Genomic DNA, 26,065 nt, shown 5'->3' on the forward strand with positions numbered 1-26,065 from the left:
GCTTGTTGCTCGGCGCCCGTTCCGGCGGCGCCGCTCTTCTCGTATCGCTGCCGCTCTAACTTGCGGCCGATGCCCCGCTCGATCAGACGCAGCGCCTCCATATCCTTCGGCGCTGCGAAGGTCACGGCCACGCCCTTCTCCCCGGCGCGGCCGGTCCGCCCGATGCGGTGGATGTAGCTGTCCACATCGTGCGGAATGTCGTAATTGAAGACGTGGGTGACCCCTTCCACGTCGATGCCGCGCGCGGCAACGTCCGTCGCGACCAGCAGCTCCAGCTTCGCGCTGCGGAACGCGCGCATGACCTGCTCGCGCTTCGCCTGCGACAGATCGCCGTGCAGCTCGTCCGACTGGAAGCCCGCGGCTTGCAATGCTTCATTCAACGTACTCGCCCGGCGCTTCGTGCGGCAGAAGATCACGGCCAGATACGGACGCTGGCTGCGGATCGATTCGATCAGCGCGCTCTGCTTGGTGCGGTCCGTGCATTCCACCAGGATCTGTCGGATGCTGTCCAGCGTCACGCGCGAGGTTTCGGCGACCTGGATGTCGCGCGGCTTGTCCATATACGTTTTCGCCAAGCGCTTCACATTGCCCGGCATCGTTGCCGAGAACAACATCGTTTGGCGGCTGCGCGGCACGAGCGACAGAATCTCCTCCACCTCCGCCAGGAAGCCCATATGCAGCATTTGATCCGCTTCATCGAGCACCAAGTAGCGAACGGCTCCCAGCGTCAGCGAGCCCCGCCGCAAATGATCCAGCAGCCGGCCCGGCGTGCCGATGACCAGCTGCGCGCCGTTCTTCAGCTTGCGCAGCTGCCGCTCCACGTCCTGACCGCCGTAAGCAGCCAGGACGGAGAGACCTTCAATGGCCTCCGCAAGCTTGCGAGCCTCCGCCGTAATTTGAATCGCCAGCTCCCGCGTCGGGGTAATGATCAGCGCCTGCGCCTCAGGACGTTCCGGGCGAATCTTTTCCAAAATCGGCAGCAGAAACGCCAGCGTCTTGCCTGTACCGGTCTGCGCCTGCACGATTGCGTCCTCGCCCGATTGCAGCACAGGGATCGCTGCCGCCTGCACCGGCGTTGGATTCACGATACCTTGTCCCTGCAGCTTGCGGACCAGGAGGGGCGATACATTTAAACTTTCAAAAGTTGTCAACAGGTTTCACCTCATCTTCTTCAGCTTCCCTATTGTAACACATCCTCAAAACCTGCCCGACCGGAAGATGGAGTAAAGCAGCCACAGGAACATCAGCGTCGCGACCACAAAGCCGATTTCGATGGCTGGAATGTTCCAAAGTAAAGTCGGCATCCGCGCAAGGGAAGAGCCGATGATGAGGCCCACCATAATGATGCTGAAAGCGAGCAATACGATGCTAAACGACAAACGGTTGCTGATTTGGTCCAGCTTACGAAGCAGCTGCTCCATCTCCGGAACGTTCATGTCCATCTTCAGCTTGCCGCGAGCTAGCGCGCTCGACAGTTTGCGGACCTGCTGCGGAAGATCCACGATCGAATCCGTCAGCTCGGCAGCTTCGTCAATCAGCTTCTTGCCAATTCGTCGCGCGGCATATTTTTCACGCATCAGCTTGCGTCCAAAGGGCTCCGCTAAATCCAAAATGCGGAGGTCCGGATCGAGTGCCAGCGCCACCCCTTCAACAGTGAGCAGCGCTTTGCCTAACAGCAAAAGGTCAGCGGGCAACACGACTTGATGCTTCTGGGCCGTTGCAAATAGATCCTGTAATGCCTGACCGATTTGGATTTCCGCAAACGGGATATCGTAGTACCGTTCACGCAGCCGATCCAGATCCATGCGCAGTCCGGTCGTATCCGCATCGTCTCCGATGAGGCCCATGCGCAGGATCGCTCGCACCATCCCCTCCGTACTGCGCCGCATTAAGGCGATCACCAGCGAGGACAGGTGATCTTTCATCTCCTGGCTGAGCCGCCCAATCATACCGAAGTCGATGAAAGCGAGCTCTCCTTTGTTCGTCACCAGCAGGTTGCCAGGATGGGGATCTGCATGGAAAACCCCCCCCTCAAAAATTTGCTTCAGCAGCGCATTCACCAACCGCTCCGCTAACTCCTTACGGTTGTACCCCAGCGCATCAATCGCCAGCAAGCGGTTGAGGTGCTCCCCCTCTATGAATTCCATGGTTAACACGCGGGAGGTCGTGAGCGGCCAATGGACTTCCGGAATATAGATCCCCTCATCCGCCGTGAATTGCCGGCGAATTCGTTCCATATTCCGGCCTTCGAAGCCGTAATCCAGCTCCGCACGAATCGAGCGGGCGAATTCCTCAACCATTTGGGGGATTTGATATCGGGATACCCAGGACCAGCGTTTGTTCGCCAGCGTCGTCAGATGCTGCAGGATGTCGAGATCCGTCTCGATGACCGGGGCGATGCCGGGCCGTTGGATTTTGATCGCAACCGGTTCTCCTGTAATTAGGCAGGCCCGGTGCACCTGGCCAATCGAAGCTGCTGCGAGAGGTGTCTCGTCGAAGCTCTGGAACAGTCCCGCCAACGGCTGGTCCAGCTCCGCCTCCAAAATAGCGCGAGCCTCCGCCGCCGGAAACGGCGCCACCTGGTCCTGGAGCTTAATGAGCTCTTGAATGATCGCCTCCGGCAGCAAATCCGAGCGTGTGCTGGCCAACTGTCCGACCTTTACGAAGGTCGGACCCAGCTCCTCCAGCACGAGCCGAATTCGCTCGGCCAAGGTCCGCGAACTCCGCTCGCTGGTGTGCCGCCGCCGCGAGGGCAAGCGGATCAGCCGAGCCAAACCGATCTCCTCGGCCAAATAGCCAAAGCCATGGCGCCCAAGCGCCATGGCGATTTCACGATAACGGCCGGTATGTCGAACGAAGCTGCTCATTGCTTTAAGGCTGCTGCAGCTCGGCGAGCTGAATTTCCAGCTCCGCTACCCGCCGTGTCAACTCCTCTACCTCTTTTGCCGTGGCCAAGCCCATGTTCTGCAACGCGGACCGAACCTGCTCATTCACCAACTCCTTGAACTTGCTTTGTTCCTCGGAACCACGTTCAATCAGCTTCTCCACCAGCTGTTTGGATTCGGAAGGGGCCAGCTCTCCGCGTTTCACCAAATCATCGACGATACTTTCGACCTTCTCCTTACTCATGATCGTCAAACCCCAACCCAGCGAAATCGCTTTTTTCAGTAAATCGCTCATTGCCCATCATCCTTTCATTTTGAGGTTTGTAGTACCTATACCTATCATTACCCAATTTAAGCGCGTTGTTCATCCCCGCCGCTGGGAGTTGCAAAGAGCGGTTCGGCTTCCCCCGCATAATAGCGGGCTAATTCCACCATCATGCTGCCCATCCGTTCTTCCTTGGGGGCCAGCACCCGGGGCACCCCTGCCTCGTACAGTCCGGCTGCCGTCACTTTGCCCACTGCCACCGCGAGTACTGGACCTTTCAGCGCCTCCAGCAAAGCGTCAAGTTGTCCTTGGCGCGCTGCGTGCTCCATCAGAAAGCGCACCTGCGGTCCGCTTGTAAACGTCACTGCATCAATTTCTCCAGCCAAAATATCGCTTAACAACTTCTCTAACTCCGCTTCAGGAGGTGCAATATGCTTGTAGGGCAGCAACTGGCGGCAACTCGCCCCTTGCTCCTCTAACCATGCGACCAATCGGGGCGCTGGGTCGCCGTGCAGCTGCAACAGCACGCTCGCTCCGCGCAATTCATGTTGCGCTAACCCGCGAATAAGGCCCTCTGTGCTGCCGTCATCGTCGCGGACGATCGGGGTCAATCCCCGTTTTTTTAACGCATTCACCGTCTTGTAGCCCCGAGCGGCAATGTTCTCTTCTTGAAGGCGCTCCAGCAATTGATCGGCAACCCCCATCTCCTGAGCCATATCGAACAGCGCATCCAACCCCATGCCCGTCGTAAAAATCGACCAATCTGGCGGATGCTCCACCCAATCGACAATGCCGCTTCGTAACGCCTGATCGTCGAGCAACACGGTCCCCTGTGCCGGACGGTACAGCGGGATGCCTCCCATATTCTCTACCAGCTTGCCTAGTTCCTCTGCCCGACGGGGTCCAGTTAATGCAACTCTTTTCCCTTCCAGTCTCCGTGCCATCGTATACCTCCCAGGTTTATCCTATTAACTACCTTCAGCTTATACGACGGAGAAAGTGAAGTAAATTGCCATTTCGGCGATCGGCCGTTATCCTGCCTTCGGTTCCGGTTTATTTCCGCGTGGTCGCAGCATAACAAAGAACAGGATCGGAATGACAAGGTAGAAGGTAATGGCGATCAGAGGAAGCACGAAGTTAAAGTGAAACAGCTGCAGTGCATTTTTAAAGAACCAGATGGAGCAAGCAAAAGCCAGTGCGCCAGCGGGAGCCGTCATGAGCCGACCCGACAGCTTGGGGACGACAATTTGCAAGGTGTAGCACAGCACATAAAGATCGAACGCAATTTTGCTTAAGGCCATGGGGTACCAGAAAGCCAGGAGCAGCAAATCGAAGCGGTCGATAAAATCGGTGATCTGAATTTGACGGATCAGCTCGTAACCAGGATGAATCAATCTTTCGACCAAAGGAATCCCCAACACCATCTGCGTTAACAGCAACAGCACCATCATCAAGACAGTCCCTATGGCCAAGCTGACGTAGCCTGCAATAGCCTTGTAGTATTTACCCGAAATCACGAGCGGAAGCACCAGAACTTCCGCCTGATAGGGGAAGACAAACCAAGCTCCCTCTGTAATCCCTGTCCAATCCATTGAAAAATAAGGTATCAGGTATGTGGGGTGTAGATCCCGCAGTAATACCAAAACCACAAAAAGCATAGAGGCGATAAAAATCGGTGCGTAAATTTCGCTGAGACCCAGAAAAGCCCGAATGCCCCCCTGACTGATGTAAACTGCCGTTGCGGTTACCATCAATCCGAGAATCGGGACCGGTGTCCGATTAAGCAACACCGTATTGGTAAAATCCGAGATAATTCGGATATCTCTTGCGCAAATAAACAGGAGAAACAAGAGGTAGATGACCAGCAGAACTCTTCCAAAAATCGGAAACCTCCCAGCCAACGCCTGCAGCAAATTGCGGTCTGAGAATCGCTTCAGCGTCGTGGCGACCAACCACAACGACAGAAGGCAAATCAGCCCGCTGATGATATAGCTGATAACAGCGTGCTGGTGAGCCGCTTGAGTCGCTAACGTGTACGTGTGCAGATACGAAATCGATCCGATGTACAGGACACCAAGCAGAGTGATTTGCCGTTTGGTTATTTTCATGACAGGCACACTCCTCCATATTCGGTAGGGTATCAATGATGATGATCAAAGGGGAGCAACGACTGTAACACCCGTCCCAGCCACTCTGTGGGATAGAACACTTGAGAGGACCAGGTCACATAGATCAGAATTCCGAAAGCAACGACCATCACTGAACCAAACGCCCATCGGCTCAGTACTCCTCCTTCCCGAAGTGACCCCCAGTCCCGCCAGCAGCTGAAAACAATCAACAGCAGCAATCCTATGTAGGAACTAATCATTCTTAAGCAGCCCCTCCTTAATCCCTAACGAGTCGATTAATTCGCCGCTATTCTCCAGATGAACCTTTGTACGGACGCGAACCTCGACCTCCGGCAGCAGATCACGCCAGCGATACTTAATTTTGTTCCATTCCTCAGGGTACTTTCTGATCAGAGCGGTGCTAAATCCATAAATATCCGCTCGGTGCTTTTGAAACGTTTCTTGAATCACAGCCTGGATCTCCTTATCCAGTAACGCATTGGCATGCTTCTCCAGCGAGATCATCATCGTATGTTCGAAACTTTGCCGGGTCGTATTTTCCAAGATTAATCCGGTCGCCTCGATCTCCAAGTCGAAGGAGATGCGCTCATCCTTCAGATGAGGCTGAACTTTCCTATGGATTTGGTTTAATACGATCGTCGCCGATTCTTGGGGTTGATGTTCGCCTAGCACAATCGTGACTTTAGGATTCAAAGCTTGCCCCATCGCGATCAGCGCCATAGTCGCTTGCCTATCCGTCAAATAACCTGAGAGCTTGTCACCATGAAAAACACCTAATCCATCCAGTTTAACTAAGCTTTGCCCATTCGCGACCTTTTCGGGAACACTGAGCGTTGTCACCATCACTGGAAGTGCAATATCACTTCCTTCGGTGAGCAGGGCATTGGCCAGGCTTTGGATGGAGATCGGCTCTTGCATCGCCGACTTGGCCAACTCGCGAATCATTTCCGAAGGGGATTGCTCAATCGGGGCATCAATATCCAACAATTTATACCCTGGCCCTCGGCTAAGCACAATGTAAGTCGTTAGCCGATTTTGCGGAAACCGAGCCCAGATGTCAATCGACTCGGATATCCCCGATTTGGCGAACTCTTCCCCAATAATCGTGACCCTTCGGTGTGAGAAGTTGATCACCCGCGACAAACTGTCTTGTACCTTTTTGTTGGCCAGATATGCCGTAGGCGCTGTTTGGGAAACCAGCAGGTAAGTTTTGTTCCCGGACGTACCCCCGCCGCCCCCTTGGCTGCCTGCGCCCCCAAGCGAGCTTGGCAAAGCGATTTGTGTAGTTGACCGAATTTGTCCCTGATCTATATCCGTCGCAGACGCCAAAACAAAGGCGACATCATTCACTTCAATGCGATCCCAGCAGCCCGTCAGCAGGCAGGAAAGCAAGACGACCACGCTAATCGTTCGAACTAGGGCTGGACTTGCTTTCACGAACGTCACCATCCTTCATTGGAATCACTCCCCAATGGGCGGGATTTTCCGATTCGACGAACGTTCCCTCGGGTTGCGTCCGAAGGCCGGTTCTTCATCTTCCAGATCGGCACCCTGCTGAAAATATCCTTCATATCTCTTGGCTCATACGGGGCTACACCCTTCATGTAAGGCACGCCAAACGATTTTAACTGCGTCAGGTGGACGACGATCCAAATGGCGCCGATGACGATGCCAAATAATCCGAAGGCGCTAGCCAGGAGCATAATCGGAAAACGCAGCATCCGAACCGTCACCGCAAGACTAAAACGTGGAATCGTAAAAGAGGCGATCCCGGTCAGTGAAACGACGATAACCATCGGCGCGGACACGATACCAGCCTGGACGGCAGCTTGCCCAATGACCAGCGCCCCCAGAATGCTGACCGCTTGCCCAACCGTTTTGGGCAGGCGAATGCCGGCCTCCCGCAGCGCTTCAAAAGAAATTTCCATAATAAACGCCTCCACCAAAGCGGGGAATGGAATGGCTTCCCGGGAGGCAGCGATACTTAAGATTAAAGTCGAAGGCAGCATATCCTGATGAAATGTCGTGACCGCGATGTACAAGCTAGGCAGAAACAGGGCCAGAAACAAGAAAAAAATCCGAATCCAGCGAATCATATTACTGATGAAAAAGCGTTCGTAATAATCCTCGCTGGCCTGCAGAAGCTGCCACAACGTCACAGGAGCGATCAGCACAAACGGCGTGCCGTCCACAAAGATGGCGATCCTTCCCTCCAACAGCTGCGCTGCAACGGAGTCTGGCCGTTCAGAATATTGCATCTGCGGAAACGGGGACGAAGGATTATCCTCAATCCATTCCTCGATGTATCCAGATTCCAGAATCCCATCGATATCGATGCTTTCGAGGCGGTCTTTTACGTCGGCAATCAGCGAATCCTCGGCTACGCCCTCGAGATAGGCAATCGCGACGTCCGTCTTGGTCATCGTACCGATCACCATGTCGATTAGCTTCAGCTTCTCCGATTTGATTTTGAATCGGATCAAGGCGGTGTTAATCCGCAGCGACTCCGTGAAGCCTTCACGCGGACCGCGGATCACCGCTTCGGTCTGCGGCTCCTGAACGCTCCGCCGCGAGCCGCCCTTGACGCTGAACAGCAACACCTCGTTCATGCCCTCAACGAAAATAGCCACGTTTGCTGTTAATACTCCATTTATCACCGTTGGCCAGTCGGTAGCAGCCTCTGCTTGGCTTAATGATATTCTCGTAAGCGATAATGGATAGATGTCCCCATTCGCGTGCGGGTACTTGGCTAGTCCCTCGATCAATGGACGAAGGATATGCTGCTGAACGTCCTCAACTTTAGCGATTCCTTCAATGTATACCAACAAACCGCGGATATCTTCGGTGAGTTGAAGCTCGCGGTAGATGACGTCGGAACAGTCCTGGAATACGTTTTTTACTTGCTTGATATTTTCCGTTAAATCTCGGCTGATTCGATTCTCTTGTTTTCGTTCCTTGGTCTTCATGGGAACAACTCCTTGCTGGTCCGCCGATTCATGGTGATATGATGTAGAATGTACCATTTTGGAAAATGTATGTAGACAAAAAAAGCCCTCCGGACCAATACCGGAGAGCAATGCAGTTGATGAATCAGATTTTACGATCCATCTGGAACTTGTCCACTTTGGCTTTTAATTGTTCAGCAATTTGAGCCAGCTGGGCAGCAGAAGAGGTAATTTCCTCAACGGAAGCAAGCTGCTCCTCCGCAGCGGCGGAAATTGTTTGGGTTTTGCTGGCGAGTTCCTGGGATATCTGACGATCCCCTTGAATGGCATCTTTGGCAAATGCCGTACCGGAAGCCACCTCTTTAACACTTGTAACGAGGCCTTCCATCTTGTCTGCAGCACTGCGAACCGCTTTACGAATCCGCGAGAACGAGCGGCCCGAGGTATCAACAGCGAGAATTCCTTCATGAACGCCCTGCTTGGCCTCCTCCATGGAGACGACCGCGCGTTCGACTTCCGCCTGTACGCTGCTGATCAGCTCCGCGATTTGCTTGGCCGATTGCTCGGAACCTTCCGCCAGTTTGCGCACCTCTGAAGCCACCACGGCAAACCCGCGGCCTTCCTCACCAGCCCGCGCCGCTTCGATTGAAGCGTTTAGCGCCAGCAGGTTCGTCTGCTGGGCAATACCTGTAATCACTTCGATAATCCCGCCGATATTGGCCGTATGCTCGCCTAACGTTTGGATGACCTCACCCAATTCATCGACGGTTTGCTGAATTCGTTCCATCTTCTCCACAACGCTCAGCACAGAGGTGTTCCCTTCCTCTGCTGCGGCAGTCGTCTTCTCCATCGTCTCCGTAAGGTTAACGATTTGCTCCGACATTTGGCTCGCCTGACGGGACATCTCTCCCATATTTTGGGCACCGGCTTCCAACTCAAACAACTGCCGTTCGCTGCCGGCTGCAATCTCCTGAAGGGCACCATTAACTTGTCCTATCGTGTCCGCCGTTTGCTTCGCACCGGTAGACAGTCGTTCGGACGTAGTCACGACTTGGTTCGTTATATCGCGGATGCCGGTGATGATCCCCCGAAGATGGTCGACCATCCGTTGATACTGGTTCGCCATAGCGCCAATCTCATCCGTCCGGTTTAAATAGTCCAAGCGCCGGGTCAAATCCCCTTCACTAATCCGCTTGGCTGTTTCCGTCAAACGTTCCAGCGGGACAGCAATCATGCGGATGAGTACGATGGCTGCTACGACCGCAAGCACAATAGAGATGCCCGTAATGAGATACCAGGTTGATCCGACCTCGCCGTTGATAACCAGCGCTAGAATGCAAGGAACCACTGCCAACAGAAGGGGTATCAATAATAGTGCTAACCTAACGCGTTTTTGCATTCATGACCTTCCTTTTCTTACATATTAAATAAGCTATTATACTAGATTATACTCGTTGAACCATGTCTTGAATATAGATGCAAAAAAAGCAAAATATATTCTGACAGCTGCTGCCCGTTGCTCACCGTGTTTTGCCGACTGTCTGCTCCCCGCCCAAATGCCTCAATCCCCCATGATCTCTGTTAACTCACCGCCCCGTATGGTCTTTCGCGCACTTCTTTTCATGATTATCCCTTTCGTTCAGAAATAGAGAGATCGAGTTTTTCAACGTCTCTTTCAACGTCTTTTTCCACATCTCTGTTCGAATCTATTTCCGCACCTCTTTTACACGATTATCCCCTTTACTCAGAACTGTGGAGATTTGGATAGGGATTTCTGGATCTTCTGGATCTTCTGGATCTTCTGGAGCTTCTGGATCTTCTGGAGCTTCTGGATCTTCTAGATCTCTAAATTTTCTAGAACTTCTAAATTTCTAAACCTCCTGATTCTCTTAGTTTTTTTGTTTTCTGCTTCTTTTGCCACCTCTTTGCACCATTATCCCTTTTGTTCAGTCTAGAGGAACTCAATAGACGGCGTTGTAGGTTACTGGAATCTGATCATTTCTATTATTTATGGAATTTTTTTCTTGATATCAGAACGCGTGTTTGGTATAATGTAGAAAAGAGAACATATGTACGTATCCTTTGGCTTTAGGAAAATGAAATTGGAGGGATCGGACATGGAGTTTGGTATGAATACGGAGCTGTTTCAAACTGTCAGCAGTCGCTTTCAAAGCGAGGAAGATTGCATAGAGGCGATTATTGCGATGAAGTGGCCAAATGGCTTCGTCTGCCCGCGCTGCGCTTATACCGAGTACACTCGTCTATCCTCTCGTCGTCTACCTTTGTTTGAATGTGGAAAATGCGGCTATCAAGCTTCTCCTTTGGTCGGTACGATTTTTGAAAGAACGCATCTGCCCCTGGTGAAGTGGTTTCGTGCCCTCGAGTTGTTCCTGCTTCCCGATGGCATCTCAGCGCTGCGGTTGAGCCAGGTCATTGAAGTGACCTACAAGACCGCCTGGCTCATGCTGCACAAAATCCGTCATACCCTCGGCGAATGCGATGCCCGGGAACTGCTCTCTGGAGATGTGAAGGTCAACTGCGATCAATATGCTTTTGATTCGTTACGCTATCATCCGGCGGCTCAGCCTTATGCCACCCCGGTTGTCGCCGGATGCACCGTCAAGGAGTCTGGCGAGCCGGAGCGAGTAAAGATCCAATTGATATCGCACAGAAGAGGAGACGGACAACGAGCCAACAAGCACGATGTCGCCGCGTTCATCCATAAGCATGTCGATGTCCCTACCTCCACCGTTCAGTCATACCCTTTGGCTTTTCGGCTGTATTTGCCTTTGCGCAAAGAAGTCAGAGCGGCGTGGACTTCGCTGAAGCGCACGTATGTTGCCTTGGGGCTAACCCATCTGCAAGCCTATTTGAATGAATACACCGTCCGCCGTTACCTACGCATGTCCTTTTCCGAGGAAGAAATGCGCCAAAACTTGCTGCAGATGTGCGTATCCATTCCAGCGATCCCTTACCGCCAGTTAATCAAACGCCATCTGAACGCACATCATCAGAAGCCATTCTTTGCCGCAGCGGCGTAAAATTAATATGCTATCGAGATACGAGTGAGGATAATGAAGTGGCAATGAGACACTAGTGAGATGCTGGCTCAGGTGCTAGTGTGGTGCTGTAATGCTCGTGGACGGTTATACGATTGTGATCGTAGGGGCTAATGGGATACTTAATAGAAATTATTTTGAAGTTTATTAGACATTACTAGTGTTTGCTAGTACTTACTAGTGCTTGTTCGATGTTTATTCGATGCTTATTCGATGTTTATTCGATGCTTGTTCGATGCTTGTTCTTCTATTCTGATACTTAAATACTTATACTTGTTCTATATGATACATATTCAATACTCATTAGATACGAGTGGGTTGCTAATGGTATTTATAGAAGTCCTGACATGTTTATTGCCCTCTCTTCTCTTTCTTCCACACCACTAGCTGACTCAACGGGATAATCATCAAAAGAGGGGGGCGAAGAGAGAAGAGGCCAGGACCCCTGTCGAAACGTTCTCAACTCATAGTGATCCAACGGGATAATCATCAAAAGAAGAGGCGGGAAGATAGTCCGCTCCCCTATTCCCTTTCAACTAGAACACTGGGGACTAAAAAACCGTTTGTCGTCGGACAAACGGTTTTTTATAAATTGAGTGTGATTAATCCGCTAGACGGTAACCAACGCCGCGGACGGTGGTGATATAGGTCGGACGCGAGGCGTTGTCGCCGAGCTTCTTGCGTAGACTCTTGATATGCACGTCAACGACGTTGCTGCCGCCAAGAAATGTTGTTCCCCATACTTCGGACAGCAACTCTTCGCGGGACAGCACGGTACCTTCATGTTCCAGGAGCTTGATTAACAGCTCGAACTCCGTCTTAGTCAACTCAATTTTGATGCCGCCCCGGTACACTGTCATTTTCTTGCGATCGATCCACAAATCCTTGAAGATCGCCGGTGACGTGCCAGTAAGCAGCCGAGATGACAACGGACGAGGGCCGCTATTGCGAATAATTCGCTGGGCATGGTACACGATTTCGACCGGGCGGGCTGGCCAAACCAGAAGCTCTTGGTTTCTTAAGGCCGGATCGAGGTATTCGAGCATTGATTCTCTCACGAGCAACAAGGATGGGGTGCCCCCGGTTTCCTGTCCGACCAATGAACGGATTACCGCCGCGTCTTTATCCTCCTGATAGGAGGTCAGATCAAAGATCAGCAGATCTGCCGCCAAAGCGTTACGAATGCCCTGCTCCAAATGATGAAATACAAGGACATCAAAGCAGCTCTCCGACAACTCACGCACTAGTTCATGAACATCGCTCGGAAATGGGCTAATTAGAATGACCCGCTGTGTAACCGGGCAAGCTACTTTGCCTAATTCCAAACCCTCCGGCTCGGCCATTTCAACACTGGATGGGCTGCGAAAGGGGACGGTATGACCTGAAATTCCGTTTTGCATCACTTCTTCTGCTGACACTGTGGACACACCCCCCCAAATACGACATGTGCATGATGGACATCATATCCTGTTTCCTTAGCCACCGTACGGTACCATTCCTCCGGCACATTCGACATCACTTCATCCACGCGCCCGCAAACCTCGCACAAGATATGCTGATGATCGTCCAGCTTCGCATCATACCGGCTGGCTGCTTCGCCTAGTTTCAGTTCGCGAATCAATTCCTTCTCGGTTAAATACCGAAGTGAGTTATACACCGTACCATATGCAAAATTATACCCTTGCTCAACCAGACGGTTCATGACTTCCGCTGCTGTCGGATGGTCCTTGGCATTACGAACCACATCATATACCGCTTGGCGTTGGGTCGTTAAGTTTAAGGCTTTCATTTATCATCAATCCCTGCAGTTATTTTTAGAATTAGTATAAGTCTTGTTTTATGAAACGTCAATTCCTTTCCCCACTTCCTGTATGTTCCAACACGCTTTTACCCAATACTAAAGGATAGGTTACACTCATCATTTTACCGGGAGGAGCTGCATCTTATGCTGATACGAAAATATCTGACTGTCGTTGTCGTTGCGGCTTTCTCAATGGGTTATATCATATATACGGATATCCTTGTTGGACTGCCATGGAATAACTTTTTAATTAACTGGGGCTACACCCTACCCGATCCTGCTGAACGGATTTGTGCTTATATACTGGTTCTGTTCCTGATTGTTCCGGACATCCTTCATTTCGTAGCCAGCAAACGAAAAGGAAACGAGCAAAACGCTGGCCATGTGCTTAGCTCGCAGCAAAACGAAGAGTCTTCGTCCACCTCAGCGGACAAAGACTCTTCGAAAACATCAGGAGATTCGGGTTCCGGATTTGCGACGGGTTCGGAATCGGTAAATCAAGGCGGCTATAACCAAACCGGCGGGCAAAATAACATAAAATAATGGGTCCATGATATAGAGGACATCGCCACCTTTCTTGACATGTTCACTGTACGTTCGAGAGATCGTTATCGAAGTAAACAACACGATCAGGGCTAGTGGATAAAGGATCTTCCGATAAGGAATCTTGAACAGATCGGAAGCTCCGATCACTGCAGCATAGAAATAGATCGCGATTTTGAAAAAATCGCCGATAATCAGCACCATGACCACTAAAATATCCAGTCGTTGAATAAAGTCAGCAATGGAGGCTTTACCAACCATCGTTAGGAGCGGAAAGATGGATCTCTCGGCAATGTCCACGCCAAGGATAGAGATCGTAATCACTGCCGTTCCCGACAAAATCATCCCCGATAGCAACACAGACATCAATCCTGCCCGAACTCCCGCTTTTTTATTATTCAAATACGGCATCACCATAGTGATACAAATAATCTCCGCAAACGGGAATTGGTAGTTTTGTCGATAAACAGATTTCAGTACTGGTTTAAACCCATCGCTAAGCACTGGGAGAATCCGAGTGAAATCAATGATTCCCGAGAACAGCAGCATAAACAAGATGATGATCCCAATCACAAATACAATCCAAAGCAAAATAAACGCCGTGCGAGCTAACACCTCAATGCCCTTGTGCAGCACATAAACGACTGCCAGCATCATCACTGTATTAATGATGAAGAGCGGAGTCTCTTTCAACGTAGAGACAAAAACCAATAGCCCGCCATCCAACAAATCGCGGCTAGATTTGTTCATGTAAAACAAGATATAGGCCAGGCCGATGATCCCGCCCAAGTATTTTCCGAGCAGCAAACGCATGTATTGGGTAGGCAGCTTGTCCGGAAATGTGATGTAGAGATACGCATACCCCATATAGAGCAGACACCCGATCAACATACCGCATAACACGGCAATCCAGGCATCCTCGCGGGCTCCCATGCCCAAATTCACAACCAGGGCCGTCCCGAGTTGAAACAAAACAAGCAGGGCGAAAAGTTGTAGAGGACTTAGCTTCGTATTTTCCAAAGCGAATCCTGCCTCCTATTCTTTCTTCAAATTATATTTGAAGGAACGATCTCTCATCTGGGAATTGCGAATGATCGAATCAACCTGATATTCGACAGCGACCTTTGGAAAGATTTCGGACCATTGACCCTTCAATTGCTTCCATACTTTTGGGTGCTGGAGTTCGAGCGTCCGTCCGAAACATATAATGTCACTGTTCAGAGACTGAGCCTTTTGAACGGCAGCCTTGATGTTCTTCACGATTTCTTCGTTTACATCCTTCTCCATCTCATTCAGAGCTGCCGGGTCGCGCAAATCGACGATGCCATCCATCTCCCGAACCGAGAGCTGGCTCATCACCTTCACAATAAAGGCAGGTTCCTCCCGGTCCTTCAGGACTGCCTGAATCGAAGTTTTACCTCTGCGGACATCCAGCGTAATCACGCCCTGATCGCCCGGCGTGATCACAATCGAAGTGTTCTGAAGCAAATTTCTGAGCCAGACAAACCCCTTGCTTTCCTGCTCATTAAGCCATCCCTTCATCTGATCCCCTTTAAACACTGCCAAATTGGACATGACCAGAAGACCAAGGTTATCTGTTGCTTCTAGGTTGCTTTTTTTCCGTACTTCTTCGACACTTCCTTCGATATCTACGCCGTTAATGACCGGCCCTGAGTTGGGCACGAGAACATCACGTATCAAATCGTCCACCTCAACAGGATAATTGGCACCGAACTCTCGGGAGGATACTTCTGCTTTTTGAGCAAGCGTATACGCCGTGATTTTCCCCATGGGGGACAGCCCGGCAATCACGTCGAGTGCTCGGATTCCTTTTTTCGCCACAAAAACTTTAGAAGTGAGGCGAATATCTGAATCCCGGTCAAGAAAATCAAGGATATCCGATATTCCCTCGCGTGCCAGTTCCTCCGAGATCACCACAATGCGAACATGTGCGGTCGACATCAGCCGCGGTACCTGAATGGAAGCCTTGCGAATCGCCTCTATAATGGATCGTCCTTCGGCGGAATAAACTGTCGTTGGAGTACCACCTCTGCCGATTTTTCCGGAAATCTCATCGGCAATAATCACTTGAAAAGACACCTCATAATTGTTATTTCCGGGGCCGCGATCGATGCCAATCCCGGATACCACCGCACGTTGGTTTAACTCTTCCGCATCCCAGCACCCGGACAGGGGCAACATGACACACAGGATAACAAGCAACCCTATCCCTCTAATTCTCATATTGGTCCTCCTGCTTCCTTGATTCCGTTTTGTGTCCATTATGCTGTGAGTTCCCTTCATCTTGCTGCGCACGGCCTCCATCTTGCTGCGGATGGTTTTCATCCTTCTCTTTCTGTGAATGACTTCTATTTAGTGGTGAGTCGCCTTGACTCTCCTGTCCAGTATTCGACGACCCGCTGGAGTCGCCTGAAGACATCGGTTTGATTTCCCCGGTCTTCTTCACATCTTGCTGGCTTGAAGACATTAACGGTTTCCAGCCGTGCATCCAGATCGGCAGCCGCAGGATGGCATCCTTCTGAGCCTGTGGCACAAACGGGCTGAACGGCGACAAATAAGGTACACCAAACGACCGGATGCTGTTCATATGGGCGATTAGCATAATCAACCCCAATGTGATTCCGTAAAACCCAAATAAGCCGGCCAGCACGAGAAAATAAAACCGAAACAGCCGACCCGCAATGGACAAGTTATAGGAGGGCAAGGCGAAGCTTGCGATCCCTGTCAGTGCGACGACAATAACCATGATCGGCGTGATGATCCCTGCCTCTACAACAGCCTGCCCGAGGATCAGTGCACCTACGATCGACACCGTTTGCCCGATCGCCCGCGGCATCCGTACCCCTGCCTCACGTAAGATCTCAAATACAACCTCCATGAAGATCGCCTCTACGAAAGCAGGAAACGGCACTCCCTCGCGCTGAGCCATTAAGCTGACCAGCAGCAGCGTAGGGATCATCTCATAATGGAAGGTTGTTAAGGCAATATAAACCGCCGGACCCAGCAGCAAAATCACGAAGCAGATATAGCGAATGACACGCATCAGGATGCTGATGTCAAAACGCTGTGCGTAATCCTCCGGCGATTGCATGAACTGGGCAAACACGGTAGGCAGGATCAGGGTATACGGCGTACCATCGACGATAATAACCACTCGTCCTTCAAGCAAATTGCCTGCGGCAACATCCGGACGTTCCGTATTAAAAACCGTCGGAAATGGGGTAATGGTCTTATCCTGAATAAACTCCTCGATATATGCGGATTCCAGGATACCATCGATTTGAATCTGTTGGAGCCGCCGGCGAACTTCAGCGACTAAATTGGGGTCGGCACTGTTTTTCATATACATCATGGCTACGTGGGTATGGGTAACGGAACCGATTTTCATCGACTCCAGCCAAAGATCTGGTGATTTAATGCGCCGCCGGATCAAGGAGATGTTAGTCGCAATCGATTCCACGAAGCTGTCTTTCGGCCCGCGCACAACTAATTGCGAGGTTGGCTCGTTCACCGCTCTCCATTCCCCACCCGCTGTGCCGGAAATGATCGCCTGGTCACTGCCATCCACCAGCAGCACGGTGTCTCCCGATAGAGCAGCCAGCATGATATCGTTCCATTCTTGCACGACCTTGGTCTCGCCTAAGGACAAAGCATCTTCGAGGATATATTGGATCAGTCGGTCGGGAGGATAAACGTTAACCTTCTCAGGATCCATCTCCATTAAAGGCTTGATCACGAAATTATTAATCGCTTGTTGGTCGCTGAGGGCATTCAAATATACGATGGCCGCCTTCACCGGTGCCGGAACAGGGCCGCCAAGCTTAAGCTGACGGATGACAATATCCGGGCTGTTTCCGGATTCCTCCATAATGCGGTCCAGCATTTGCTGCAAATCCCCAGTAATTCGTAGTTGTCTGTTGCTTTTGGTCTGCTGGCCGGAACGGCCGCGGGATAAATGGCGCAGCATGATCAGCAACTCCTATTCTGTCTGCATCTCTCCTCTCCATTATTTGCTTTTCATTCCTTTTTCATGCGACATCGATCGACAGGAACTTCGGAGAATCCCCGGCGGTTTTTCTGCATCCAAGCGGGAAATAATGTATCCGAAACGGCTCCCAATTTACAGGAAAATCAGAAGACAGGAGGAAGCCTCAATGGAGGATATCCCATTTATGTCCGGCGGACTTCCGCGATTCCCCGAATCGCTGTGGCGCAAAACAACGCCGCTGCCGGACTTTAACAAGCTAACCGAAGACATCGAAACCGACGTTGCCGTGGTTGGCGCCGGGATCACCGGAATCACCACCGCCTATTTGTTGGTGCAAGCCGGTGTAAAGGTCGCGATTCTGGAAGCCGGCAAGGTACTGGATGGCACCACCGGGTACACTACTGCAAAGATCACGGCACAGCACGGCCTGATTTATGACAAGCTGATCCAACATTTTGGTGAGGAGGGCGCACGGCTGTATTTTGAGGCGAATGAAGAGGCGCTGCGTTGGATCGGCGAGACCGTCAAGGAGCGGAAGATCGAGTGTCAACTTCGTCAAGAGGATGCTTATCTGTATGCGGATTCGGACGAGCAGCTCCACCAGCTGGAAGCGGAGTGGCGGGCTTATGAACGTTTAGGTCTGCCGGGAGAATGGCGGGATACGATAGAATTGCCGCTGCAAGCCAGAGGGGCCGTCGTGATGAAAAATCAGGCCCAGTTCCATCCGCTTCAATACTTGAAGGAATTGCTGGCGTACGTCACTTCCCATGGAGGCGTAGTATATGAGAATACAACGCTAGAAGACGTTGCTGAACCGCAGCCAGATGGTCGGCTTCGCCTGACCACGGAAAACGGCCGTCACATCGTTTGCCGCCACGCGGTATCAGCCTCTCATTATCCGTTTTTTGACGGAAAAGGATGGTACTTCACCCGGCTGCATGCCGAACGCTCCTATGTTGTGGCCATTGAACCGGAGAAAGCCTATCCTGGCGGCATGTACATTAATTGCGGCTCCCCTACGCGCTCGCTCCGGTCCGCAGAGCTAAACGGTAAGCCGGTGGTTCTCGTCGGCGGTGAGTCACATAAGACGGGTAAAAACGACTGTACGATTCAGTCCTACGAAGCCCTGGAGAAATTCGGGCAGCAAACGCTCGGAATCAAATCGATCCCTTTCCGCTGGTCGGCGCAGGATCTAGTAACTCTCGATGGCGTCCCTTATATCGGGCGGATCACATCGAATCATCCGAATATTTACGTCGCTACCGGCTTCTATAAATGGGGAATGACCACCAGCACGCTGTCTGCGATGCTGATCCGCGACCTTATTCTGGAGAAAGAGAACCGTTATGCCGAGTTGTTTACGCCATCCCGGTTCAAGGCCGATCCTTCAATTAAGCATTTCATCACCCAAAATGCGGACGTAGCTAAAGAGTTCGTCACAGGTAAAATCGAACTCGTCCACCTGAAGCCAGAGGATCTCGTTCCGGGGCAAGGCGGCGTCGTGAAGCACCATGGCAAACGTGCCGGAGCCTACCGCGACCAGGACGGCTTGCTCTATCTGGTGGATACGACCTGCACCCATATGGGCTGCGAGGTTAAATGGAACGAGGCGGAACGTTCCTGGGACTGCCCTTGCCACGGCTCCAGGTTCGATTACAAAGGCGAAGTAATTGAAGGGCCGGCAACCGAGGCGCTCCCTCTGCTTCACCGCCAACCCGAACAAGCCAAGAGCTGACTGCTTCTGACACTCTGCAATCTGACTTTGGGGAAATCGCACAAATCAAAGCGCATCTGTTCGTCCTATTCCCTTGAAAACCAAGGGCAAAAGGAACAGATGCCTTTTTTCATTCACTACCTTGCTTTAATCAGTACTGTGTGATATTATACTTTTCGTTAATACTAATCAATGTTCAGTACTAATGAAATTTCAACACATAACGTAATCCAATTCAGAGGAAACGAGGCGAAGCAGGTTTGGATATCAGCGTCCAATTCAAGAAAGGCGCCTTGGAGTTATGCGTGCTGGTATTAATCCAAGGCCGCGACCGGTACGGTTACGAGCTCGCCCAATCGGTATCCAAGCATATTGAGGTAGCCGAAGGGGCCTTGTACCCCCTGCTGCGCAGACTGGTCAATGAAGGTTATTGCACCACATACCTTAAAGAATCCACAGGCGGCCCCCCGCGCAAATACTACAAACTAACTCCTGAGGGCGAAGCATACACCCAGAAGCTGGTCGTTGAGTGGAGACAGTTCGTACACAATGTTTCAACCTTAATTGAGAAAGGAAGCCGTTTATGAATAAAAGCGAATTTTTGGCGAATCTCCGGGCGCATTTATCGGTTCTCCCGCCGGAGGAACAAAACGAATTGCTGGAGGATTATGAGGCCCACTTCGCTTTTGGTTTGCAAAGCGGACGGACGGAGCAAGAGATCGTGCTGGAGCTGGGGGACCCGGCGGAGCTAGCCAAAGAGGCTATTGACAACCGCTTCGTGCCCCAGGAGCATGTGTATTGGTTTGGCGGAGCAGAACCCGCTGCCGCACCAGGCGCAGCGATACCACCAACCGGCGGTTATCCTAACAAGGCCGGTGTTCAGCACCGCAGCGCTTTTGCCAGTGTGATGGTTTACATCGGGCTATTCTTTATCAATCTCATCGCTGTTCCGCTGCTGCTCTCCTTCTGGGCTGTCGTCGTCAGCTTCGCTGTGAGTGCGGCCGCCGGAATTTTAAGCCCCTTGCTCCTTGGGCTGGAGTATTTATGGCATGGGGACATTTTAAAAGCCAAAATATTTGCATCCATCGCTTACGTCGGGTTAGGCATCCTGCTTATCGTTGTCACTCGATATGCTTATAAGGGCATGCTCTGGCTCAGCATCGCTTACTTGCGTTGGAATGTTCGGATCGCGAAAGGGGATCAACAGGCATGAATACAAAGAAATGGTCACTCCTAGGGTTGTTGCTGATTTTGATCGGCTTGGCCGGCATGGCTTACCAGCATTTCGATTTCGGCGATGAACTGCCGTCCTACCAGCAGAAGTGGACGTTTGAACAGGGCGGGTTACAGAATCTGCTCATCGACAGTGATTATGACGTGGAATTGGAGTTTATCGATAGTCCTGACGGGACGAACTACGTGGAAATCAACGGCAAAATGAATCAGAAGACGATCGATGCGGTGAAAACGGCTCAAATCTCAGCAGGGACACTGAAGCTGGATCTAGAAGATAAGTTCGAATGGACCTTCTTCTCAATCAATTTCCAGTCCACCAAACAACGAATTACCGTTGCACTGAACGACAAAGATGAATTGGATCGGATCGACTTCGAGTCAGACTCAAGCAATGGGACGTTCCGCGGTCTTCGCGCTGGTGAAATCGATTTGTCGATTGACTCAGGGAATCTCCGTGTGGAGAACCTCAAGGGGAATGAGATTCATCTCGAATCCTCCTCGGGGAACGTTACGGCCGAAAACATCCAAGGGAATACGGAAATTCAATTAGACTCCGGGAATATTCGTGTAGAACAATTGGAGGGGAATTTGACCGCGAAGTCGAGCTCCGGCAACATCACCGCCAACCAGGTTAAGGGGACCGTCAAAGTATCGTCCAGCTCTGGAGATATCCGGTTTCATCGTTTTACAGGTGATGGCAGCTTCAAGGCAAGTTCGGGGAACATCACCTTGTCGGAGCAACGCTCAGACAATTTGGACATCTCTGTAGACTCAGGGAATGCAACACTGTCCGTCGATGCGGAATTTAAAGGATTTTATGACCTGCAATCACGCTCCGGCAATACTAGCGCGCCGGATTCACCGCGGCAGACGCAAGACTTGATCAAGATCCGGGCGGAATCCGGGAATATTCGCATTCGCTAGAAATACAGAAGAGCGGTCAGAGTTCATAGCAACTCCGGCCGCTCTTCTGTTTATTCGATTTCCCGTTGGGTAATTCGGTTTAGGAAAGAACGGGCCCGATCACTGGACGGATGATTCAGCACCTGGTCCGGCGTTCCCGATTCGATGATGTTCCCCTCGTCCATGAGCACGACCCGGTCGGCAACCTCGGCGGCGAACTTCATTTCATGGGTCACGACCACCATCGTCCGGCCCTCCTGGGCCAGCTCCTTCATCACCTTCAGCACCTCACCGACCAGCTCGGGGTCCAGCGCGGAGGTCGGCTCGTCAAAGAGCAGCACGTCCGGGCTCATGGCCATCGCCCGGGCAATCCCGACTCGCTGCTGTTGCCCGCCTGACAGCTGATGCGGATAGAAATCCGCTCGGTCACCGAGACCCACCTTATTTAGCAGCTCCAAAGCAACCCGGCGGGCTTCCTCTTTACTCTTCTTCAACACTTGAACCTGGGCTTCCATCACGTTCTGGAGCGCCGTCATATGCGGGAACAAATAATACGCCTGGAACACCATGCCCGTCTTCTTGCGCAGCGCCAGCACTTCGCTAGTCTTCGGCTTCCGACCATCGCCAAATTCCAGCTGAACGTCGCTGATACGAATTGTTCCTCGGGTTGGGACTTCCAGCAGGTTCAAGCAACGCAGCAAGGTCGTCTTCCCCGACCCGGAAGGCCCAATGATGACCAGAACCTTGCCCTGCTCGACCTCGAGATTGACCCCCTTGAGAACCTCCTGGGTACCAAATGACTTGTGTAACTCGCGAATTTCGATCATGATGGTTGGCCTCCTTACCGGGCGGTGAAGCGGTCCAGCCGCTTCTCCAGTCGATTTTGCAGCGCCGATAGGATGGTGCTGAAGATCAAATAGATGACGCCCGCTTCCGAATAAACAATCAGCGGTTCATAGGTCGTTGACGTGATTTGTTGGGCGGTACGGAACATCTCGGTGTACGTCACGGTAGCGGCTAACGACGTATCTTTAACCAGGCTGATAAATGAGTTGGCCAGCGGCGGCACCGATACCCGTGCTGCTTGCGGCAGGATGATCCGCCGCAGCGCCTGCAGCCGTGTCATTCCCAGCGAATACGCCGCTTCCCATTGACCTGCATGGATCGACAAGATCGCAGCCCGCACAATTTCCGACCCGTACGCACCAACGCTAAGCGTAAATCCGATCACCGCTGCCGGAAACGGATCGAGAACAATTCCTATGGACGGAAGACCGTAAAAGATGATGAATAACTGCACCAATAGCGGCGTCCCGCGGATGATCCATACATAAAATCTAGCTAGCTGCCGCAGCGGCCCAAAGCTGGACAACCGCGCAAGCGCGGTCAGGACAGCTACAACCAATCCTAATGCAAACGTAATTAACGTCAGCGGAACCGTAAAAGCCACCCCCGCTTTCAGCAGGGGAACAAACGAATCTACGATAATATTCCAAATACGTTCATCCATCGCTCAAGCATCCTTTTCGGAAGGAAACGGCCCTCACGGGCCGTCTCCAATGATTTATACAACTTATTTCGAAACATCTTCGCCGAAGTATTTCTCCGAGATTTTCAAGTAGGTTCCGTCCGCTTTCATCGCAGCCAGTGCCTCATTCACTGCCTGCACCAGCTCCTCGTTGCCTTTGTTGAACAAGGCCGCACTCTCTGCCGCTTCCGGCATTTCGTCAACCACTTTCAACTTCACGTCGGGTCTTTGCTTCTTGAGATCCAAGAAGGATAGACCGTCATTAACCGTCGCGTCGATCCGTTTAGAAAGCAGCAGATCGATGGCTTGGTTAAATCCTTCCGTTGCAACGATCTCCGCGCCGTTCTCTCTGGCGATATCCGTCAGGTTACTTGTCAGCGATTGACCCGCCTTCTTCCCTTTCAGATCGGCGAAGGTTTTGATGTCCTCGTTATCTTCATGTACGATCAGCACAGCACGGGAAACGATGTAAGGATCAGAAAAGTCGTACTTTTCCTTGCGGTCATCGCGAATCGTTACTTCGTTAAATACCGCATCAAACCGTTTCGCATCCAGTCCGGCTAAAAGGCCGTCCCACGGCGTCTCAATAAACTCAGCTTCCACGCCCAGACGTTTTGCAACTTCTTCTGCGATTTCGACGTCAAAGCCCGTCAGCTTGCCATCCTTATCATGGAACGTGAACGGTGCATAAGTTCCTTCCGTGCCGATCCGCAGCTTGCCGCTGGCTTTGACAGCTTCCGGCAAATTTTGCCCCGCTGGCTGCTCGTTGGCTGCATTTCCTGCGCTGCCTTGGTTCGCACCGGCGTTGTCTGCCGCTTGATTGTTTGTATTGTTATTACCGCAAGCTGCAACCAGCACCGTCAGCACCAGTGTTAACAGCAGTAAACTCCATTTCTTCATTGAATTCATCCCCCGTCTATCTTTTTAATTCCCTATAATTCACTAGGTTTAATTGAATATTACACACTTCGCCATAGATCGTCAAATGTTTTTTCATCCTACTTTTTTAGCCTGCGGTGCCCTTAGTATGTCCAACTAATATCACCTTGATTTCCCATAAATGAACGAATATAATGTGGGTAACTATTTTGGTGAAGGAGGTGGGTAGAGTGGATCGCAAATTTGCGTGGAATCGAGTAGGCCAACTGCCGGTGGCAATGTTTGGCATTATTCATGCAACAGCCAACAACGGGAGAAGTCTGTCCATTTTTGGAAACTCGATATCCAAACCAAATTGCGAAATGCCGCTCCTACCCTAACCTCACTTACGCGTGAGCTTTGAAGGCAGCAGGATTTCCTGCTGCCTTCTTTTTTTGTAGGATCGGCATGGGAATAAAGGAGAACGAAACCATGATGATCCAAGGTCAAAATATCCAGAAGTATTACGGCGCTGAGCTGGTGCTCAGCGATGTTACCTTTGAAATCAAGTCGGGCGAGACCGTTGGGCTGATCGGTCGCAACGGCGCGGGCAAGACCACCCTCATGAAGCTGTTGGCCGGCATCGAACGCCCGGATCAAGGATTGCTGTCGGTTCCGAAAAACGCCCGAATCGGCAGTTTAGCACAAATTCCGGATTATACCCGAGAAGAGACGGTATATGATGTCCTGCTGGGCGCCTTCGCCGATGTACGGAGCCTGGAAACACAGATGCGGCAGTTGGAAGCGGAAATGTCAGAAGCGGATTCGGACGCGTTGGATTCGCTGCTTCGGCAATACGGCCGGCTGCAGGAAGCGTTCGAGCGAGGCGGCGGCTACGAAGTGGAGGCGTCCATCGCCCGAGTTACCGGCGGTCTCGGTATCCCGGAGGAGCAATTCGCGCGGCCGTTTGCGTCGCTGTCTGGCGGCGAGAAGACAAAGGTCGGGTTAGCGGTGATTTTATTGCGGGAGCCGGATTTGCTGCTGCTCGACGAGCCCACCAACCATTTGGACATGGCGGCGACGGAATGGCTGGAGGGGTATGTCCGCGCCTTTCCGGGAACGTGCGTCATCATCTCCCATGACCGTTATTTCCTTGATGCGGTTGTAAGCAAGATCATCGAGCTGGAGGACGGGGAGGCGTTCACGTACCACGGGAACTACAGCTATTACAAGGAAGAAAAGGAACGCCGACTGCTGCAGCAGTTCGCCGATTACGAGGAACAGCAGAAGAAGATCAAGAAAATGCAGGAAACGATCAAGCAGCTGATCGAATGGGGCAACCGCTCCAACCCGCCGAATCCCGGGTTTCATCGGCGTGCTGCTTCGATGCAAAAAGCGTTGGACCGTATGGTCAAGCTCAAACGGCCCATACTGGAACGTAAACGCATCGGCCTGGAGTTAGATCATAAAGACCGCTCAGGTAAAGATGCGATCGTGTTGAATGAGGTCGGCGACGCCCGCGGCGGACGCGTCTTGTACCGCGGCATCACCCATACGCTGCGCTATGGCGAGGCGGCCGTTCTCATCGGCGACAACGGTGCCGGCAAGAGCACCCTGCTCAAGAACATCCTGGGGCATGAACCGCCCCAGGAGGGGGAGGTCCGGCTCGGCTCGCGGATTGAAGCAGGGTACTTGGCCCAGCAAGCCGCCCCTGCGGACCATCACGAGACGGTGCTGGAATTTTTCCGCGAAGAGCTGGGGCTCGAAGCGGGAGAAGCCCGCGGGCAGCTGGCCCGCTTCCTCTTCTACGGCGCCGACGTGTTCAAGAAGGTGAGCAGCCTGTCGGGCGGCGAGTGGACGCGGCTTCGGCTCGCGGTGCTGATGCACCGGAAGCCGAACCTGCTCGTGCTTGACGAGCCGACCAACCACCTCGACATCGATTCGCGCGAAGCGCTGGAGGAGGCGCTCGAGGAGTACCCGGGCACGCTGCTCGCGGTATCCCATGACCGCTACTTCATCAATAAAGTAGCGGGGCAGGTGTGGGCGCTGGCCGGCGGGCGCATGAGCGTCACCCTCGGCGGATACGAGGACTACCGGGCAGAGCTTGCCCGGAAGACCGCCGCCGCCGAGGCCGCGGGCGCTGCGCACAGAAGCGCCGGCCGCGCGGGGAGCGCTGGCGCCGGGGATACC

Annotated in this window: 24 protein-coding genes; 7 read left to right on the forward strand and 17 right to left on the reverse strand. The window is 52.2% G+C overall.

Annotated elements, in window-relative coordinates:
• From PBA01S_RS19425 to PBA01S_RS19465, 9 genes are all read right to left on the reverse strand, one after another.
• Window positions 1-1,151 (reverse strand): DEAD/DEAH box helicase (locus tag PBA01S_RS19425; RefSeq protein ID WP_164744210.1); only part of this gene is annotated, 1,151 nt, incomplete at its 3' end.
• Between the two features lie 45 nt (window positions 1,152-1,196).
• Complete coding sequence (locus PBA01S_RS19430; protein WP_127576558.1) at window positions 1,197-2,867, reverse strand: ABC1 kinase family protein; 1,671 nt, start codon at window positions 2,865-2,867, stop codon at window positions 1,197-1,199.
• Window positions 2,868-2,871: 4 nt separating this feature from the next.
• Window positions 2,872-3,180 (reverse strand): phasin family protein, encoded by a 309-nt coding sequence (locus tag PBA01S_RS19435; RefSeq protein ID WP_016314215.1) that lies wholly within the window; start codon window positions 3,178-3,180, stop codon window positions 2,872-2,874.
• 56 nt (window positions 3,181-3,236) lie between these two features.
• Window positions 3,237-4,094, reverse strand: a complete 858-nt coding sequence (locus PBA01S_RS19440) for a uroporphyrinogen-III synthase (protein WP_085169827.1) — start codon at window positions 4,092-4,094, stop codon at window positions 3,237-3,239.
• A gap of 87 nt (window positions 4,095-4,181) precedes the next feature.
• The gene (locus tag PBA01S_RS19445) at window positions 4,182-5,258 is read right to left on the reverse strand and encodes a GerAB/ArcD/ProY family transporter (RefSeq protein ID WP_028539330.1); all 1,077 of its coding nucleotides are present in this window, start codon (window positions 5,256-5,258) and stop codon (window positions 4,182-4,184) included.
• A gap of 32 nt (window positions 5,259-5,290) precedes the next feature.
• Window positions 5,291-5,518, reverse strand: coding sequence for a hypothetical protein (locus PBA01S_RS19450; RefSeq protein WP_127576559.1), 228 nt, complete (start codon window positions 5,516-5,518; stop codon window positions 5,291-5,293).
• The gene (locus tag PBA01S_RS19455) at window positions 5,511-6,716 is read right to left on the reverse strand and encodes a Ger(x)C family spore germination protein (RefSeq protein ID WP_164744211.1); all 1,206 of its coding nucleotides are present in this window, start codon (window positions 6,714-6,716) and stop codon (window positions 5,511-5,513) included. Before PBA01S_RS19455 ends, PBA01S_RS19450 begins: the two co-directional genes overlap by 8 nt.
• Before the next feature lie 5 nt (window positions 6,717-6,721).
• Window positions 6,722-8,245, reverse strand: coding sequence for a spore germination protein (locus PBA01S_RS19460; RefSeq protein WP_028539333.1), 1,524 nt, complete (start codon window positions 8,243-8,245; stop codon window positions 6,722-6,724).
• A gap of 124 nt (window positions 8,246-8,369) precedes the next feature.
• A complete protein-coding gene (locus PBA01S_RS19465; RefSeq protein WP_127576561.1) occupies window positions 8,370-9,623 on the reverse strand; it encodes a methyl-accepting chemotaxis protein in 1,254 nt (417 codons plus the stop codon).
• Between the two features lie 718 nt (window positions 9,624-10,341).
• Here PBA01S_RS19465 and PBA01S_RS19475 point away from each other — a divergent pair.
• Window positions 10,342-11,265 (forward strand): transposase, encoded by a 924-nt coding sequence (locus PBA01S_RS19475; RefSeq protein ID WP_127576562.1) that lies wholly within the window; start codon window positions 10,342-10,344, stop codon window positions 11,263-11,265.
• 620 nt (window positions 11,266-11,885) lie between these two features.
• On the opposite strand, the gene PBA01S_RS19480 is transcribed toward PBA01S_RS19475, so the two are convergent.
• The 5 genes from PBA01S_RS19480 to PBA01S_RS19500 all read right to left on the reverse strand — a co-directional run bounded on the left by PBA01S_RS19480 (window position 11,886) and on the right by PBA01S_RS19500 (window position 17,615).
• Entirely contained in the window at window positions 11,886-12,701 is an 816-nt protein-coding gene (locus PBA01S_RS19480) for a response regulator transcription factor (RefSeq protein WP_232228342.1), read from the reverse strand.
• Window positions 12,683-13,072, reverse strand: coding sequence for a Fur family transcriptional regulator (locus PBA01S_RS19485; RefSeq protein ID WP_016314224.1), 390 nt, complete (start codon window positions 13,070-13,072; stop codon window positions 12,683-12,685). Before PBA01S_RS19485 ends, PBA01S_RS19480 begins: the two co-directional genes overlap by 19 nt.
• A gap of 462 nt (window positions 13,073-13,534) precedes the next feature.
• The gene (locus PBA01S_RS19490) at window positions 13,535-14,647 is read right to left on the reverse strand and encodes a GerAB/ArcD/ProY family transporter (RefSeq protein WP_127576563.1); all 1,113 of its coding nucleotides are present in this window, start codon (window positions 14,645-14,647) and stop codon (window positions 13,535-13,537) included.
• A gap of 15 nt (window positions 14,648-14,662) precedes the next feature.
• Window positions 14,663-15,871 carry a Ger(x)C family spore germination protein gene (locus PBA01S_RS19495; protein ID WP_127576564.1) on the reverse strand — a complete coding sequence of 403 codons (1,209 nt, stop codon included), beginning with the start codon at window positions 15,869-15,871 and terminating at the stop codon, window positions 14,663-14,665.
• Entirely contained in the window at window positions 15,861-17,615 is a 1,755-nt protein-coding gene (locus PBA01S_RS19500; RefSeq protein ID WP_016314228.1) for a spore germination protein, read from the reverse strand. The genes PBA01S_RS19495 and PBA01S_RS19500 overlap by 11 nt, the downstream gene beginning before the upstream one ends.
• 187 nt (window positions 17,616-17,802) lie before the next feature.
• Between PBA01S_RS19500 and PBA01S_RS19505 the strand changes: the two genes are divergently transcribed.
• The 4 genes from PBA01S_RS19505 to PBA01S_RS19520 all read left to right on the forward strand — a co-directional run bounded on the left by PBA01S_RS19505 (window position 17,803) and on the right by PBA01S_RS19520 (window position 21,510).
• The gene (locus tag PBA01S_RS19505; protein ID WP_127576565.1) at window positions 17,803-19,371 is read left to right on the forward strand and encodes an FAD-dependent oxidoreductase; all 1,569 of its coding nucleotides are present in this window, start codon (window positions 17,803-17,805) and stop codon (window positions 19,369-19,371) included.
• 239 nt (window positions 19,372-19,610) lie between these two features.
• Window positions 19,611-19,937, forward strand: coding sequence for a PadR family transcriptional regulator (locus tag PBA01S_RS19510; RefSeq protein WP_016314230.1), 327 nt, complete (start codon window positions 19,611-19,613; stop codon window positions 19,935-19,937).
• Complete coding sequence (locus tag PBA01S_RS19515) at window positions 19,934-20,563, forward strand: HAAS signaling domain-containing protein (RefSeq protein ID WP_127576566.1); 630 nt, start codon at window positions 19,934-19,936, stop codon at window positions 20,561-20,563. Before PBA01S_RS19510 ends, PBA01S_RS19515 begins: the two co-directional genes overlap by 4 nt.
• The gene (locus PBA01S_RS19520; RefSeq protein WP_127576567.1) at window positions 20,560-21,510 is read left to right on the forward strand and encodes a DUF4097 family beta strand repeat-containing protein; all 951 of its coding nucleotides are present in this window, start codon (window positions 20,560-20,562) and stop codon (window positions 21,508-21,510) included. Before PBA01S_RS19515 ends, PBA01S_RS19520 begins: the two co-directional genes overlap by 4 nt.
• Window positions 21,511-21,560: 50 nt before the next feature.
• Here the strand turns inward: PBA01S_RS19520 and PBA01S_RS19525 are convergent, their stop codons facing one another.
• From PBA01S_RS19525 to PBA01S_RS19535, 3 genes are all read right to left on the reverse strand, one after another.
• Window positions 21,561-22,316: an amino acid ABC transporter ATP-binding protein gene (locus PBA01S_RS19525; protein ID WP_016314233.1), complete on the reverse strand. Its 756-nt coding sequence runs from the start codon at window positions 22,314-22,316 to the stop codon at window positions 21,561-21,563.
• Between the two features lie 14 nt (window positions 22,317-22,330).
• A complete protein-coding gene (locus tag PBA01S_RS19530) occupies window positions 22,331-22,999 on the reverse strand; it encodes an amino acid ABC transporter permease (RefSeq protein WP_016314234.1) in 669 nt (222 codons plus the stop codon).
• Between the two features lie 63 nt (window positions 23,000-23,062).
• Window positions 23,063-23,917: an amino acid ABC transporter substrate-binding protein gene (locus tag PBA01S_RS19535; RefSeq protein ID WP_016314235.1), complete on the reverse strand. Its 855-nt coding sequence runs from the start codon at window positions 23,915-23,917 to the stop codon at window positions 23,063-23,065.
• A 173-nt stretch (window positions 23,918-24,090) separates the two neighbouring features.
• On the opposite strand from PBA01S_RS19535, the gene PBA01S_RS23250 reads away from it, so the two are divergent.
• Window positions 24,091-24,276 (forward strand): RAxF-45 family protein, encoded by a 186-nt coding sequence (locus PBA01S_RS23250; RefSeq protein WP_127576568.1) that lies wholly within the window; start codon window positions 24,091-24,093, stop codon window positions 24,274-24,276.
• 91 nt (window positions 24,277-24,367) lie between these two features.
• On the forward strand, window positions 24,368-26,065 hold a 1,698-nt coding region (abc-f, locus tag PBA01S_RS19545), incomplete at its 3' end, for a ribosomal protection-like ABC-F family protein (RefSeq protein ID WP_164744212.1).

This window comes from Paenibacillus barengoltzii NBRC 101215 (genome assembly GCF_004000745.1).
Classification (GTDB): Bacteria; Bacillota; Bacilli; order Paenibacillales; family Paenibacillaceae; genus Fontibacillus; species Fontibacillus barengoltzii.